General features: G+C 70.4%; 14 protein-coding genes. 4 read left to right on the top strand and 10 right to left on the bottom strand.

The annotated features are described in order from the left end of the window. Positions 1–67: 67 nt before the first annotated feature. Together FVE89_RS10790 and FVE89_RS10785 are read right to left on the bottom strand one after the other, a co-directional pair. Positions 68–388 (bottom strand): hypothetical protein, encoded by a 321-nt coding sequence (locus FVE89_RS10790; RefSeq protein ID WP_160534034.1) that lies wholly within the window; start codon positions 386–388, stop codon positions 68–70. Positions 389–457: 69 nt separating this feature from the next. Then, positions 458–1561: an L-dopachrome tautomerase-related protein gene (locus tag FVE89_RS10785; protein WP_160534033.1), complete on the bottom strand. Its 1104-nt coding sequence runs from the start codon at positions 1559–1561 to the stop codon at positions 458–460. A 205-nt stretch (positions 1562–1766) separates the two neighbouring features. Between FVE89_RS10785 and FVE89_RS10780 the strand changes: the two genes are divergently transcribed. Further along, positions 1767–2012 carry a hypothetical protein gene (locus tag FVE89_RS10780; RefSeq protein ID WP_160534032.1) on the top strand — a complete coding sequence of 82 codons (246 nt, stop codon included), beginning with the start codon at positions 1767–1769 and terminating at the stop codon, positions 2010–2012. A 76-nt stretch (positions 2013–2088) separates the two neighbouring features. Continuing rightward, positions 2089–3063, top strand: coding sequence for a Holliday junction branch migration DNA helicase RuvB (gene ruvB, locus FVE89_RS10775; protein ID WP_246730616.1), 975 nt, complete (start codon positions 2089–2091; stop codon positions 3061–3063). A 299-nt stretch (positions 3064–3362) separates the two neighbouring features. Here ruvB and FVE89_RS10770 read toward each other — a convergent pair whose 3' ends face one another. The 3 genes from FVE89_RS10770 to FVE89_RS10760 all read right to left on the bottom strand — a co-directional run bounded on the left by FVE89_RS10770 (position 3363) and on the right by FVE89_RS10760 (position 8212). Further along, complete coding sequence (locus tag FVE89_RS10770) at positions 3363–4934, bottom strand: ABC transporter substrate-binding protein (RefSeq protein WP_160534030.1); 1572 nt, start codon at positions 4932–4934, stop codon at positions 3363–3365. A 116-nt stretch (positions 4935–5050) separates the two neighbouring features. Continuing rightward, positions 5051–6550: a M81 family metallopeptidase gene (locus FVE89_RS10765; RefSeq protein ID WP_160534029.1), complete on the bottom strand. Its 1500-nt coding sequence runs from the start codon at positions 6548–6550 to the stop codon at positions 5051–5053. Positions 6551–6625: 75 nt separating this feature from the next. Next, positions 6626–8212, bottom strand: coding sequence for an ABC transporter substrate-binding protein (locus FVE89_RS10760; protein WP_160534028.1), 1587 nt, complete (start codon positions 8210–8212; stop codon positions 6626–6628). 399 nt (positions 8213–8611) lie between these two features. On the opposite strand from FVE89_RS10760, the gene motA reads away from it, so the two are divergent. Continuing rightward, positions 8612–9475 carry a flagellar motor stator protein MotA gene (gene motA / locus FVE89_RS10755; RefSeq protein WP_160534027.1) on the top strand — a complete coding sequence of 288 codons (864 nt, stop codon included), beginning with the start codon at positions 8612–8614 and terminating at the stop codon, positions 9473–9475. A gap of 22 nt (positions 9476–9497) precedes the next feature. Next, positions 9498–10358: a flagellar motor protein MotB gene (locus FVE89_RS10750; protein WP_160534026.1), complete on the top strand. Its 861-nt coding sequence runs from the start codon at positions 9498–9500 to the stop codon at positions 10356–10358. Positions 10359–10845: 487 nt separating this feature from the next. Here the strand turns inward: FVE89_RS10750 and FVE89_RS10745 are convergent, their stop codons facing one another. The 5 genes from FVE89_RS10745 to FVE89_RS10725 form a co-directional block, all read right to left on the bottom strand. Then, complete coding sequence (locus FVE89_RS10745) at positions 10846–12012, bottom strand: Xaa-Pro peptidase family protein (RefSeq protein WP_160534025.1); 1167 nt, start codon at positions 12010–12012, stop codon at positions 10846–10848. A gap of 15 nt (positions 12013–12027) precedes the next feature. After that, positions 12028–12708: a GntR family transcriptional regulator gene (locus FVE89_RS10740; RefSeq protein ID WP_160534024.1), complete on the bottom strand. Its 681-nt coding sequence runs from the start codon at positions 12706–12708 to the stop codon at positions 12028–12030. A gap of 64 nt (positions 12709–12772) precedes the next feature. Further along, positions 12773–13582 carry a transporter substrate-binding domain-containing protein gene (locus FVE89_RS10735; protein ID WP_160534023.1) on the bottom strand — a complete coding sequence of 270 codons (810 nt, stop codon included), beginning with the start codon at positions 13580–13582 and terminating at the stop codon, positions 12773–12775. Between the two features lie 35 nt (positions 13583–13617). Then, entirely contained in the window at positions 13618–14301 is a 684-nt protein-coding gene (locus FVE89_RS10730; protein WP_160534022.1) for an amino acid ABC transporter permease, read from the bottom strand. Positions 14302–14335: 34 nt separating this feature from the next. Then, positions 14336–15142, bottom strand: coding sequence for an amino acid ABC transporter ATP-binding protein (locus tag FVE89_RS10725; protein WP_160534021.1), 807 nt, complete (start codon positions 15140–15142; stop codon positions 14336–14338). Positions 15143–15206: the final 64 nt, after the last annotated feature.

Here is a 15206-nt window from a genome sequence, read left to right as displayed (position 1 = left end):
GGCCCGGGGCGCCACCTCTGGGCCGGCGGTCCTCCCGCCCTCATCCGCGGCGCAGGCCGGGCAGGCTCTAATCCGGCCCGGTGATCCGGCAGGCGGCGCCGCTCGCCCGGGGATAGCCGTAGTAGATCGCCTCGGCCTGCACGGCGGCGCCGCCGGCAATGTCCGGCACCGACACCGTCTGCGTGTCGAGGACCGCCCCGCCGGCACCCGTGAAGGTGCAGAGGATCGTCACCTGCGTCACCGGATCGGCCCCGGCATTGCGCAGCGCGATCTGCGCCCGCTGCGGCTCATGCGAGTCCGGCGGCGTGTGGAGGTGGGTGTCCTGAATCGCCAGGGCGCCTGCGGCCCGCACCGGTGCGACCGCCCCGGCGAGCACGCCGCCCGCCATGAGGATAGACGTTAGGATACGTGTGAGCCCTATGAAACGCGGTCCCGCCATGATCGTTCGATCCCTCGCTCAGTTGCGCAGCGGCTTGGCGTCGATCTGCATCCGGTAGATGGTGGTCGGGAACTTCACCGCCGAGGCCTCGCCGCCGTTCATCGCGGGCGTGCGGTTCATCTGCGCCGCCGGGATCCAGAGGCCGCCCTGCTCGTCGATCCACATCGCGTCGACCCAGACCAGCCGCGGATCCTGCACGAGCGTGCTCATGGTCCCGTCCGGCGCGATCTTCAGGATGCGCAGGCCGTCGGTGTCGCTCGCGTAGATGGTGCCGGCCGCGTCGATCGCAGTGCCGCCCGTCGCGACCGTGGCGGCGTGGAGCGTCACGTGCCTGGCCCGCTCGTCGTCGCTGACGGCGGCGTCGTCGAGGTAGCGGGTCTCGATGCTGTAGAGCGGGCCGGTGCAGGCCTGGTAATAGAAGGTCTTGCCGTCCGGCGAGACCTCCAGCTGGTCGGCATGGATGAAGAGCAGCGTGCCCTTGTCGTCCCGCAGCACCCGGCCCTGGCCGGTGAGCGGACGCTGCGCGATCGTCGACCAGTGCCCGTCGAGGACGCGCCGCAGGCCGCCGGTATCGCGGTCGAGGACGATCAGCCCGGGTTGGCCGGCATCGGTCAGGTAGACGTGGCGGCCATTGAAGCGGAAATCGTCGATGAAGCTCTTGTCGGTGGTGGCCGCCTGGAGCGGATAGACCTTGCGCACGGCGTTGGTGGCGAGGTCGATCTGCACGAGCTTCGGGCCGCCCGGCAGCGGCGCCTCGCCCATGCCGGGGGCGCCCTTGTCGACGACCCAGAGGTCGCCGTCCGGCCCGATCCGGATGGCGTTGACCGCCACGAAGGCCTTGGCCGGGTCGTCGCCGCTCTTCCAGGCGTTCCAGCCCGCGTCCGGAAAAGCCACGGCCTTGCCGTCCTTCCACTCGCCGAGTTCGATTCCCTTGTCCTTGGACTGGCGCTGGAACGGCGAGAACACCCGGCCGTCCTGCGAGCGGGTGACGCCGTTGAACACGAGGCTGTCCGACTGGATCATCGGCGTCAGGGCATCGGATCCGGCCGGGGCCTCCGCGGCGCCGGCGGTGGTGCCCAGGGCGGCCACGAGCAGGAGGGCGAGTCGTGCGGAGCGTGTCATGCGGCGTCCCGGATCGCTTCGGCGAACAATGTCCGCCGGAAAGCCCGAAGGAGGGGCCATGTTCCGCGGCCGGTCGCGGGCGGGCGCGGATCGCGGCGTAAATCGGGACGGCTGCGACGCTTCGCCAGGGCTGGATCTCGCGCCGATAGGAACATATAGTGAACACACAGTGAGGGCCGCGCGGGGCGGCCGGGAGGAGCGCGGGATGGCACGCTACCGTTTCCACTGCACCAACGGCCTCGAATGCGTGTTCGACGCCCGCGGCGCCGAGGTCCGCGCGGCCGGGCGTTTGAGCGCCCGGGCCGCGCGGGTCGCGGCCGACGTGCGGCGCACGCTGGCGAACCGGACCGACTGGTCGGAATGGCGGGTCAGCGTCCACGACCTGACCGGGCGGCGCGTGCTCGTGCAGCCCTTCGAGGCCGTGCGCGACCGGGTGAAGGCGGCGGCCTAAAATGGTCGCGCGGATGGCGACGGCCCCGACGTCACAGCGCCCGGGCCTGCTGCAGGCGGGCGCGAGTCCGGGCGAGATGGATCAGACGATCCGTCCGCTGAGCCTGTCCGAGTTCATCGGCCAGCGGGCGGCGCGGGCCAACATGCAGATCTTCATCGAGGCGGCCCGCAAGACGGGCCAGGCCCTCGACCACGTGCTGTTCGTCGGCCCGCCCGGGCTCGGCAAGACGACGCTCGCCCAGATCGTCGCCCGCGAGCTCGGCGTGAACTTCCGCTCCACGTCCGGCCCGGTCATCGCCAAGGCCGGCGATCTCGCCGCCCAGCTCACCAATCTCGACGAACGCGATGTCCTGTTCATCGACGAGATCCACCGGCTCAACCCGGCGGTGGAGGAGATCCTCTACCCGGCCATGGAGGATTACCAGCTCGACCTGATCATCGGCGAGGGGCCGGCGGCGCGCTCGGTCAAGATCGACCTGCCCAAGTTCACGCTGGTCGGCGCCACCACCCGCGCGGGGCTGCTGACGACGCCCCTGCGCGACCGGTTCGGCATTCCGATCCGGCTGGAATTCTACGCCATCGACGAGCTGGAGCAGATCGTGGCCCGCGGCGCGCGGGTGCTGGGTCTCGGCATGTCGGCCGAGGGCGCCAACGAGATCGCAAGGCGGGCGCGCGGCACGCCGCGGATCGCGGGGCGTCTGCTGCGGCGGGTGCGCGATTTTGCGGTGGTGGCGGAGGCCGAGACGGTGACGCGGGCGATCGCCGACCGGGCGCTGAAGCTGCTGGATGTCGACGAGGCGGGTCTCGACGTGATGGACCGCAAGTACCTGAGCCTGATCGCGCGCGCGTTCGGGGGTGGTCCTGTCGGGATCGAGACGATCGGGGCGGCCCTGTCGGAGCCGCGCGACGCGATCGAGGACATCATCGAGCCCTACCTGATCCAGCGCGGCTTCGTGCAGCGTACCCCCCGCGGGCGCGTGCTCACCCGTCATGCCTACAAACACCTGGGTCTCGCCATGCCGCAGCGGGACGCGGCTGCGGCGGCTGCGTGAGGCCGTGCGCGTTCGCGGTAGCGGTGATCCGGCTTGATATGGCGCGCCCTTTCCCGGACGCCTGGAACGCAAGTGGAAGGTGATCCGGGATCCAGCGCACAAAGTGCCGCGCAGCGGCACCGTTTGCTTCAGATGGACGCTTCGCGACGTCTTGCGCTGGATCCCGGGTCGCATTCCGCTATCGCTGCATGCGCCCGGGAAAGCGTCGGTGCACAACCGGTCCAATGCGATGCCGTCGGATCTCAGCGCGACACCTCGAAAGGGCTGCGGCGGGATCCTGTCGTGCACCCTGATCCCCCTCACGCCTTCCGGATGTTCCAGAGGATCGGGAACCCGACGACCCGGCCGGTGAGGTTGCGCCGGTAGGAGGTCATCGACCGGTAGGAGCCGACCGGCACATAGACCACCTCCTCCAGCGCGACCCGCTGCATGTCGGCGCAGATCGCCTTGCGGGCCGCCTCGTCGGGGGCGGCGAACCACGCGGTGCGCAACGCTTCCAGCCTCGGGATCGTCGGCCAGCCGAACCACGCATTGGCGCCGTTGGCCCGGAGCGGCTGCAGCGCGGCCGGGTCGGCGTTGTCGAAGGACGAGAACGTGGTCAGCAGCACCGACCAGCCGCCCTTGTCGACGGGCTCCCGCGAGACCCGGCGCTGGATCACCGTGCCCCAGTCGCTGAGCGCCGTCTCCACGTTGAAGCCGATCCGCGGCAGGAGATCGGCCGCCACCTGGGTGATCGCCGAGGGCGCCAGGATGTCGGTCGGACCGATCAGCCGGACCTTCGCGCCGTCATAGCCCGCCGCCTTCAGGAGGGACTTCGCCTTGTCCAGGCTGCGCGGGCCCGTGAGCACGTCGAGCCCCGCCTCGGTGGCCATCGGCGTGCCGGGCGTGAAGATCCCGCAGCGGTCGTTGTAGTTGGCCGGGTCATCGCCCGCCACCGCCGCCATGAAGTCGCTCTGGAGGATGGCCGGCAGCACCGCCCGGCGCACCGCGACGTCGTCGAAGGGCGGATGCAGGTGGTTCATCCGCAGGATGGCCGGGTTGGTCAGCCGGTCGAGCCCCTCCACCACGATGTCGCGGTTGCGGGACAGCAGCTGCTGCAGCTCCGGCGGGGGCTGCTCGTACCAGTCGATCTCGCCGTTCTGCAGGGCCGCGGCCGCGGTGGCGCCGTCGGCGATGATCTGCCACTCGATCCGGTCGAAATGCGCGACCTTGCCGCCGGCCGTCAGGCTCGGCGCACCGGGACCCGGCACGTAGCCCGGGTGCCGCTCGTAGACCATCAGGCTGCCGGAGTTGAATTCGTCGGCCTTCCAGCGGAACGGGCCGGAGCCGGTGGCGTCGGTGATCTGCTTGAACGGATCGGTGCGGGCGATCCGCTCGGGCATGATGAAGGGAGGCTGGCTGACGCTCGCCAGCGCGTTCGGCAGCAGCGGGAACGGTTGCTTGAGCCGGAACACGATCGTGGAATCGCCGTCGGCGCTCAGTTCGTCGGTCGCCGCCATCAGCACTTGGCCGAAGCCGTTCCGCGCCGCCCAGCGCCGGATGCTGGCGACGCAGTCCCGCGCCAGGACCGGCGTGCCGTCGTGGAAGCGCAGGCCCTCGCGCAGCGTGATGGTGACCCGGCGCCCGTCCTCCTCGACAGAGTGGCCGGCGGCCATCTGGGGCCGGGGCTGGAGGCCGGCATCGAGGCCGAACAGCGTGTCGTAGATGATGTAGGCGTGGTTGCGCGTCACGATCGCCGTCGTCCAGATCGGGTCGATCGACGTCACGTTCGCCTGGGGCACCATGCGCAGGACCCGGTTGCCCTGGGCCCGTCCGATCCTGGGGGCCGCCAGGGTCGCGGCCCCCGCGGCGAGGAATGTGCGGCGCTTCATCCGTGCTCCTGGTCCCGAGAGGCGCGAGCGTAGCAACCGCCGGACCAGACAGCGAGCGCCACGCCGTGGTTGCAACCTCTGCGGGCTGGGGCGTGATCGGTCATGGGCGGATCGGGCTAACCCACGTCGAATTCGGGCTCGCCGTAGGGATAGAAGTCGCCGGGCTTCAGGTGCCGGTAGGGGAGGGCATCGAGGTGTACCGTCCCGACGAACGGCTCGGGCGGCTCGACCAGCAGGATCGTTTTCGCATAGCCGCCGTCGTCGAAACCCCGGCGGAAATGGACCCGGGACTTGATCGCCACCACGTCGAAATCCTCCGGCTTCAGGCCGAGGTCCCAGAGTTCCGACGGCTCCATGATCTGGACGAGGTAAGGGCTGAGGACCAGCACGTTGCCCCGGCCGAAGGCGACGCAGAGCCACGTGCCGGCGCCCCGGCCGGTCGTGCCCGCGACGATGGCCTGCACCGTCCCGGTGACGCGGACCGGCGCGCCCGCCGAGGGCTCCGCCTCGCTACCCACGGCGCCGCCGACCTCCGCGTCGAACGGATCGCCGGCCTTCACGCCCCCGGCCAGCAGCCGGTCCAGCACGGCCGGCGAAGCGACCGTGGCGATCAGCGTGCGCGCCAGCCCCTGGGCCAGCACCTCGGCGAGGAGCCACGTCGCCCGGCCCGAGCGGTCGCTGTAATCGGCGAGCACGACCGGCGCCGCGCCCCCGCGCGCGGCCTCGGAGGCCTTCGCGACCCCGTCCCGCATTGGGTGGATCGCGACGCTCGACACAAGGGCCGCGCGGTGCCGCCACGTCCAGGCCGCCATGTCGCGGGCGATCCGGTCGGCGCGATCGGGATCGCCGTTCGTCAGCACCTGGACCGCCATGCCGGCATCCGGCACGTCCGACCAGGGGAAGCCGAAATACACGTTGACGAAGACGTCGGGCTCCCGCGCCTCCCAGACCAGGGCGCGCTGCACGAGGTCCGACCAGGGCGCGGCGCCGGTCCACATCACCACGGTCGGGGCCAGGATCGGGATGGGGATCGTGCGGTGCGCCGGCCGGAAGTCGCCGCGGATCGTCCGCACCAGCATCCGCGCCGCGCGCTGCCCCTGGAGATGCATGTCGTAATGCGGAAAATACTTCACCGCGAACGCCATGTCGGCGTGGCGCAGGAACTCCGCATCCTCGTTGCCGTGCGGGTCGAAGGTCGCCGCGATGGGTACGCCCGCCCCCACGATGGCCCGCACCCGCCGCGCGATCTCGGCCTCGGGGCGCGGCACCCCGCGCACCGCCATCGCCCCGTGCAACGCGAGATAGACCCCGTCGAACGGCGCTCCCGCCTCCAGCTCCGCCAGCATCACGCGGAGGAAGTGCTCGAACGCGTCCTGCGTCACCCAGCCCGAACCGATGCCGGTGCGCGGCCAGAGCGGCGAGGTGAGGCCGACGAGGTCGACGCCCTCGTATTCCCGGGCGACCTGGACGAAGCCGCCCATGTAGCCCTTGGGATCGGTGGCGAGCAGCGCCGCGCCGCCCGCCGGGGAGCCCGGATAGATGAAGTCGTCGCGGGTCGTGTCGTTCGGCAGGAACGTCACGGTCTCGTGGGTGAACTGGAGCACGGCGATGCGCATCGGCTGCGGTCTCCTCGGGGTGCTTGTTGCCGGCGCGGTGGCCGGCTCAGGGAGGGAGCGAGTCGTGAAAGGCCGTCAGGTCGGCCGGACGTCGTAGAATTGCGGGAAGCCGGTGCGCAGGCCCGTCAGCCCGCGATAGGCCGTGGCCTCGTAATAGGCGCCGAGCGGCAGGTACGGCACGTCGATGAAGAACTGCCGCTGGATCTCGGCGCAGATCGCCTTCTGGACCGCGGCGTCGGGCGCGGCGAACCACTGCGCGCGCAGTTCCTCCAGCCGCGGGGCCCGGGGCCAGCCGAACCACGCCTGATCGCCGTTGCCGCGGATGCCGAGCTGGCCGGCGGGATCGAAGTTGTTGGTGCCGTTCAGGTAGGTGACGAAGGTGCTCCAGCCGCCCTTGTCCGGGGGCTGGCGGCTCGCCCGGCGCTGCACCAGGGTGCCCCAGTCCATCGCAACGACGTCGACGTTCAGCCCGCACTTCTGGAACGCCTCGGCGGCCACCAGCGCCAGCGGATGCGTGGCGGGATAGTCGCTCGGATCGAGCATGACCACGCGCTCGCCCCGGTAGCCCGCCTCGGTGAGGGCGCGCTTCACGGCGCCGAAGTCGCGGGGGCCCACCAGAACGTCGGTGCCCTCCCGCGTCGCCATCGGCGCGCCGGGGCTGAAGACGCCGACATGATCCTTCCAGAGGGCGCGCTCGTCGCCCGCCACCGCGCTCATGAACTCGGTCTGATCGATAGCGCCGAGGAGCGCCCGGCGGATCGCGGGATTGTCGAAGGGCGGGTGCAGGTGGTTGAAGCGCAGGCAGCCGATGCCGCCGGCCACATCGAGTACCTCCAGCCGGATTTCCGGCTTGGCCCGGAGCAGTCCCTGCAGGTCCGGCGTCGGGTTCTGCCACCAATCGACCTCGCCGGCCGCCAGCGCGCTCGCCGCCGTGGAGGCGTCGGGCACGATCCGCCACTCGACGCGCTCGACATGCGCGCGCTTCGGCCCGGCGGTGAAGCTCGCCGTACCGTCCGGGCGGGGCACGTAGCCGTCGAAGCGCTCGTAGACGGTCAGCGCCCCCGGAACCCGCTCGTCCGCCTTGAAGCGGAACGGGCCGGAGCCGACCATCTCGGTGACCTGAATGTTCGGATCGGTCTTCGCCAGACGCTCCGGCATGATGCAGGGCATCGCGGTACCGGTCTTGCCGAGCGCCGCGGGCAGCAGCGGGAAGGACCGCTTCAGGCGGAACACCACGTCGCGGTCGGAGGCGGCGGTGAGTTCGTCGGTGGCCTCCATCAGCGCCCGGGCGAAGGCATCGCGGGCGGCGAACCGGCGGATGCTCGCCACCGCGTCCCGTGCCAGAACCGGCTCGCCGTCGTGGAAGCGCAGGCCCTCGCGCAGGGTGAGCCGCCAGAGGCGGCCATCCGCCTCGACCGCGTGCCCCGCCACCATCTGCGGCTCGAAATCGTAGCGCGCGGTCTGGCCGTAGAGGGTGTCGAAGACGAGGTAGCCGTGGTTGCGCGTCACGGTCGCAGTCGTCCAGACCGGATCGATCACCGCGACGTCGCTCTCCGGGATGAAGCGCAGGACCTTGGCGGGCTGCGCCGAAGCGGGCCGGGCCAAGGAAGCGGAGGTCAGGGACGCGGCGGCCAGGCCCCCGAGGACGTCGCGGCGCCTCATGGACGCTCGATCGGGCTTGTCACCATCGGAAGTCGCACGCCCTTCGCCTCGTACCGCGCCGCATAGTGGCGCCGGCGGGGCGGTGAGGCAATTTGGGGGCCGTTCTCCATGGCCCGCCACGTCGGGCTGGGTTCGGACACGGCGAAGAGCGCCAGGAGCGACGGCAGATCGATGGCGCGCGCGCCGAGCCGGAGGCCTCGCGCGCTCGTCCGCCGTCGGCGGCACCTCCGCAAGCCTTGGCTTTCCGCCCCTCCGCTTCCGAGCGGCAGGGCATCGCGGCGGGATCGCTGCCGTGCGCCGGCCGGGCTCTAAACCCGCCGTTAACCAAGATCAGTGATTTGCCGGATGATTGGTAACTTCGCGCGGGCTGTACCTGCCGCCGCGCAAGGATGGCACATCATGCGGCTGATCGTCGGCACATTGATCGTCTTCGCCTGCGTCTTCGGCAGCTACGCGGCGATGGGGGGCCACCTGTTGGTCCTCTGGCAGCCCTTCGAGTTCGTCATCATCCTCGGTGCGGCGATCGGTGCCTTCGTCATCGGCAATATCGGGCCGGTGCTCAAGGCCGTGCCCGCCATGCTGGGTACGCTCGTGAAGGGCCCCAAATACAACCAGCAATCTTATGTCGAGCTGCTGGGAATGCAGTATTCGCTGTTCAAACTGGCGAAGTCGAAGGGCGCGATGGCGCTCGAGCCGCACATCGAGGATCCGGGCGAGTCGACGCTGTTCAACGCCTTCCCGACCTTTGCGGCGAACCATCACGCGGTCGAGTTCGTCTGCGACTACATGCGGATGGTGACGCTGGGCGCCAACAACGTCCACGAGATCGACGCGCTGATGGATGAGGAACTGGAGACGCACCATCAGGAGCAGGAGCGTGTCGTCTCGGCCATGCAGTCGCTCGCCGACGGAACACCGGCGCTCGGCATCGTCGCGGCCGTGCTCGGCGTGATCAAGACGATGGGGGCGATCAAGGAGCCGCCGGAGGTGCTGGGGCATCTGATCGGCGGCGCGCTCGTCGGCACCTTCTTCGGCGTCTTCATCGCCTATGGCTTCTTCGGACCCATGGCGCAGTCGCTCAAGAGCCTCTTCGAGGCGGAATCCAAATACTACCTCTCGCTCAAGGCGGGCCTTCTCGCCCACATCGCCGGCCAGCCGCCGGTGATGGCGGTCGAGTTCGCCCGCAAGTCTCTGATGAGCGACGTCCGCCCGAGCTTCAACGAGGTGGAAGCGGCAACCGCCGCGCTGCCCGCCCTGAACTGACACGCGATCCGGCAGGGATTCGATGACCACGATCATCATCAAGAAGGTCAAGAAGGGGGGGCATGCCCACCACGGCGGGGCCTGGAAGATCGCCTATGCGGACTTCGTGACCGCCATGATGGCGTTCTTCCTGCTGATGTGGCTGATCAGCATGACGACGCAGGAGCAGAAGATCGGCTTGGCGGAATACTTCTCGCCGGCGGCCTTGAGCCCGGCCACCAGCGGCGCCGGCGGAATCCTGTACGGCAGGGCCCTGGACACGTCCGGCAACAAGCCGTCCACCCCGCGCGACGCGGAGAGGGGCTCTGCCGAGCAGGAGGACAAGGCGCGCCCGACCAGTCCGGGCCGCGCCAGCGATCTCGATGTCAGCCGCCCGGCCGCCAGCGTGCAGGCCAATTACAGCGCCATAGCCAGCCTCCGGCAGGCGCTCCAGACGCTGCCCGACATCGCCGAGCTGTCGAAGAACATCGTGATCGAGCCGACCAAGGAGGGCGTGGACGTTTCGCTCGTGGACCAGGACGGCCGCTCCATGTTCCGCGACGGGTCTGTCGAGCCCTATGAGCGCACCCGTCGCGTGCTGGAGGCGCTCGCGCCCACCCTGCGCCGGCTGCCCAACAGCCTGACGATCACCGGCCACACGTCCACCGCGCGCCCGGGCTCGGCGGGGGCCGCCGAACCCTGGACCCTCACCGCCGGGCGTGCGCTCGCCGTGCGCGAGATCCTGGCAGGCGCCGGGGTTCCCAACGACCACTTCACCTCTGTGGTGGGACGCGCCGACACCGAGCCGGTTTTTCCCGACAATCCCTACATCGCGCCGAACCGGCGGGTGACGGTCACGCTGCTCAATGCGAGCCCGCCGGTGCCCCCGAACCTTCTTCGCTGACGCTGACGGGCAAATGACCTTGGCCCCCCGGATTGCCCGCCTTCCGCCGCCTCGGCTGGCGGATCGAGGTGGTCTCGCTCATGGCCAAGGCCGGGACGTTCCCCGGCGCGGTCCTGATCGTGCAGGCCTTTTCACGCGCTACACCGCCTGTACGGTTCTGCGATCATCGCTTGGTGCCGCCTGAGCGATGGCGGTATTCGCTGACAAAGCGAGGTATCTCAGAAGAAATTGCCAGGCGGGGGCCGCAAGGTCGGTCCCCGAGATTCTGCCGAGTTCGGCTGTACGGCGCGGCCAGGGCGCCAAGCCGAAGGTCTGATATTGCGTGTCAGGGCTTGCCAGCGTGCCGTAACTTGGCCGAAAGCCGCCGGTCCGCTTGAAAGCAGCAGCGAAGACGAAATGGACGCTGGCACGCGAGCACTTCCGTCGCGTTCGCCCCCACAGTCCGGCCGCCATGTTGCCTATCCAGATAGCGATGATGTCGAGAGCCTCACCGCAGCGACAGAGTGCGCGGGAGGTCGGACAGGGGCTCGGCCCCGCTGGCGGTGACGATGACGGTCTCGGAGGCGCCGACCGTCCAGGTGCCGTAGCAGCGCAGGGTCGCCGGCAGGTGGAAGACCATGCCGGGCTCGATCGGCCGCTCCTGGCCGGTGAAGAGCGAGAGCAGGGCGCCTTCCCCCCAGTCCGGCGCGAAGGCGACGCCCATCGCGTAGCCGATGCGCTTGCGGAAGGCCGGGCCGTAGCCCGCCGCGTCGATCACGGCCTGCGCGGCCGCGTGTGGGGCCGCGCAGGGATGGCCGGGCCGGATCGCGGCGAGCGCCGCGTCGAGGGCGCGCAGGGCGCAATCCATCATCCGCTGCGCCTCGGCCGGCGGCGGGCCGATCCAGACGCTGCGCATCAGCGCCGCGTGGTAGCGGGCATGGCTGCCGGCGAGTTCGAGGAAGACCGCGTCGCCCGGCTCCAGCCGCCGCCGCCGCCACGTCATGTGCGGCAGCCCGCTGCGCGGCCCCGACGCGACCAGGGGCTCCATCGCCATGGCCTCGGAGCCGGCGGCCGTCGCGGCGGCGAGCATGGCGGCCGCGACGGCGTTCTCGTCGGTGCCGGCCGCGCAGGCGTCGAGTCCGGCGGCGATCCCGGCCTGCGCGTAGCGGGCCGCGGCGCGGACCGCCGCCAGCTCGGCCGCCGACTTCACCACCCGCAGGGGGGCGAGGAGGCCGGACCCGTCGGGCAGCGGATCGGGTCCGAGGGCGGCATCGATCCGCGCCGCGAGCGCCGGCGAGACGAACCAGCCGTCCCGTTCCAGGGCCGGCCGGGGGAGCCCGCGCCCGCGCAAGAGGGCCGCCAGCGATTCGGCCGGGTCGGCGCCGTCCGGGTAGGCCTGGATGTCGTCGAGCCAGGTATTGGCGGCCGCGCCCGGCAGTTCGAGCTGCCGGACCAGGAGGGCCGGGTCTCCCTCCACCGGTACGAGGAGGGCCTGGAAGGCGAAGTAGCCCGCCGTCTGGCGGCCGGTCAGCCAGTAGATCGTCTCCGGGCCGGTCACCACGAGGGCGTCGTGGCCGGCCGCCGCGATGGCGGCCCGGGCCGCCGCCTGCCGGGCGGCGAACTCCGCTTCCGGGAAGGCCGCCTCGCGGCCGCGCAGGGCCGGAAATTCGTGCATCGCGCCGCCCTCGTCTCAGACTTCGCTCAGGCGCCGGATGATGCCCTGTTTGAAGTTCTCCAGATGAGCCGCGATGGCGTCCGCCGCCGCCGCCGCATCCTTGGCCCGCAGGGCGGCGACCACCGCGAGATGCTCGCGATGGACCGCCTCGAACCGCTCGGGCATCCGGCTCAGGTTGAACATCTGCGTCTTGCGCCGCAGGTCCTTGATCGTCTTGGCGAGGATCGCGTTGTGGCTGTGGTCGGCGATCAGCTCGTGGAAGCGCCGGTCGACCTCCCAGTTGCCCGGCGCGTCGGGATCGCCCGCCTCCAGCAGCGCCGCGCTCTGCCGCTCCAGATCCGCCAGCACGGCGTCGTCGATCCGGCCGGTGGCCAGCACGACACTCTCCCGCTCCAGCAGGCGGCGGACATGCAGGATCTCGATCAGCTCGCGCAGGGAGAACTCCTTGACCACGAGCATCCCGCCGGGCTGCCGCTCGACCAGCCCCTCGGTCTCCAGACGCGACATCGCCTCGCGGGTCGGGGTCCGCGAGATGTCCAGCATCTCGGCGAGGCGGCGCTCGTGCAGCACGGTGCCGGCCGGAAGGTCGCGGCGGACCAGCATGTCGAGCAGCCGGTCGTAGGCTTTCTGGCCGAGGCTCTGCTCGCGCCGGGCGTTGAGCGCCGTCGTGTACGACGCGGCGTCGGGGGTCTTCATCGCGTCCTCCCGGAGCGGCCGGCCGGGCCGCTCCCCGTTTCTTCTTCTCCGGCGCCGGCCCCGCTCACAGGGCGGGCGTGTGGATCGGCTCTTTCGGGGCCGGATCATAGCCGATCAGCGGCGTGACGAGCTTGGCGTAGGTGCCGTCGGCGACCATCTCGGCGAGCGCCCTGTTGACGGCGGCGTGCAGGTTCGGCTTGCCCTTCTTGATGGCAAACCCTTTCTGGACGGTGCTGAGCGGGGTCTCGATCATCACCACCGGCAGCCTGCGCGCTTTGATCGCGTAGTTGCCGGCCACCGCATCGTTGATCACCGCGTCGATATTGCCGCCGACGAGGTCCTGCATGGCGTCCGCTGCGGTCTTGTAGCTCTTCAGGGTCGCGCCGTGCTCCTCGGCGAGCTTGCCGAAGGTCGAGGCCGAGAGGGCGCCGACGTTGCGGCCCTTGAGGTCGTCCGGGCCCTTGATGCCGGTATCCTTGCGCGTGACGATCCGCGCGCCGGATTCGAGCCACCCGTCGGCGAAGGCGACCTGCTTCTGCCGGGCGGCGGTGATGTCCATCGACTCGCTGGTGATGTCGTACTGGTCGGCCATCAGGCCCACCAGAAGGGCGTCGAACTTGATGTTGACCGGGCTGTATGCGAGCCCGATCCGCCGGCAGACTTCGCGCATCACCCGGACCTCCAGCCCGTCGAGTTCCCCGCTCGGCGTGCGCATGCTGAACGGCGCGAAGGTGCTGTCGGTCGCCACGATCAGCTTGCCGGGCTCGATCAGCTCCAGCTTGCCCTCGGCCGCGCGGGCCGCGGGGGCGGCGAGAAGGCCGACGCCGAGGCTGACGCAGAGGGCGGCGCGGGCGAGGACGTGGCGGCGGTTCATGGCGGTCTCCGGTCTCGGGACGGGGCGGGTGGGGCTCAGGACAGGCGGGCGTAGCGCCGCTCGAAATAGGCCGAGAGCTGCGACAGGACCGACGTGAGGCCGAGGTAGATCAGCGCCGCCGCGATGTAGAAGTCGAACGGCCGGAAGGTCGTGGCGATCATGAGCTGCGCGTAGAGCGTCAGCTCCACCACCGTGATCGTCGACAGGAGCGAGGTGTTCTTGACCGCCGAGATCGCCTCGTTGGTCAGCGACGGCAGGATCATGCGGAAGACCTGCGGCAGGACGATGCGCACCATCATGATCCGCGGGTTCATGCCGAGCGCCAGCGCCGACTCGACCTGGCCGCGGGGGATCGCCGCCAAGCCAGCCCGGATGGTCTCGGCCACGTAGGCGCCGCTGCTGACGCCCAGCGCGAGGATGCCGGCGGTGATCGGCGAGAGCTTCACCCCGATTTGCGGCATGCCGAAATACACGATGAACACCTGCACCAGGGTCGGCGTGCCGCGGATGAACCAGACATAGAAGCTCGCCAGCGCCCGGACGGGCGCGAAGGAGGAGCGCTTGCCCAGCGCCCCGAGCAGGCCGCAGACCCAGCTCACCAGGATGCTCGCCACCGTGACGCCGAGCACGACGAGGGTCGCCGAGAAGAAGCCGGGTCCGTAGGTGACGACCTCGTCCGAGAGGGTGAGCCACCAATCCTGCAACGCCGCGACGCTCATCGCCGTCCGATCTCCCCGGTGATGGTCCTGCGGCTCACGCCGTCTCTCCGAGCGCGGCGGGCTGGTGCAGCACGCGCCGGAGGAACTGGCGCAGCCGCTCGCTCCGCGGCGCGCCGATGATGGCGTCGGGCGGTCCGTCCTCGGCGATCACGCCGCCGTCGAAGAACAGGGTGCGGGTGCCGACATCCCGGGCGAAGGCCATCTCGTGGGTGACGAGCAGCATCGTCATCCCGTCCGCCGCGAGGGAGCCGATCAGCGCCAGCACCTCGCCCACCAGTTCCGGATCGAGGGCCGAGGTCACCTCGTCGAACAGCATCACCTTGGGCGCCATCGCCAGGGCGCGCACGATCGCCACGCGCTGCTGCTGGCCGCCCGAGAGCTTCGACGGGTAGGCGTGCCGCTTCTCGTAGAGGCCGATACGCTGGAGCAGCGCCTCCGCCTCCGCGACCGCCTGCCGGCGCGGCATCCGCCGCACCCGGATCGGCGCCTCGATGACGTTCTCCAGCACGGTCATGTGCGGCCAGAGATTGTAGCTCTGGAACACCATGCCGATGCGCGCGCGCAGTTCGCAGAGCTGCTGCGGCGTCGGTTGGCGGCGGGCGCCCTGCTCGTAGTCGAAGGCGAAGCGCTCGAAATCCATGAAGCCGGAGGTCGGCGTCTCCATGAGGTTCAGGCAGCGCAGGAACGTGCTCTTGCCCGAGCCGCTCGCCCCGATGATCGACACGACCTCGCCCTCGTGGATGTCGAGGGAGATGCCCTTCAGGACCTCGTGAGCGCCGTAACTCTTGTGGAGCTTCCTGATCTTCAGGAGTGGGCGCGCGGCCGTCGCGATCTGAGCCATCGTCGAACCTGATGTGATGTGATGTGATCATGGCGCGGATCTATGCGTGGACCCTCGCGTGATC

The organism is Methylobacterium sp. 2A, from assembly GCF_009806555.1.
In the GTDB taxonomy this organism is placed as follows: Bacteria; Pseudomonadota; Alphaproteobacteria; order Rhizobiales; family Beijerinckiaceae; genus Methylobacterium.
Note: the sequence above shows the minus strand (reverse complement) of the source record. Positions and strands in the feature narration are given on the sequence as shown.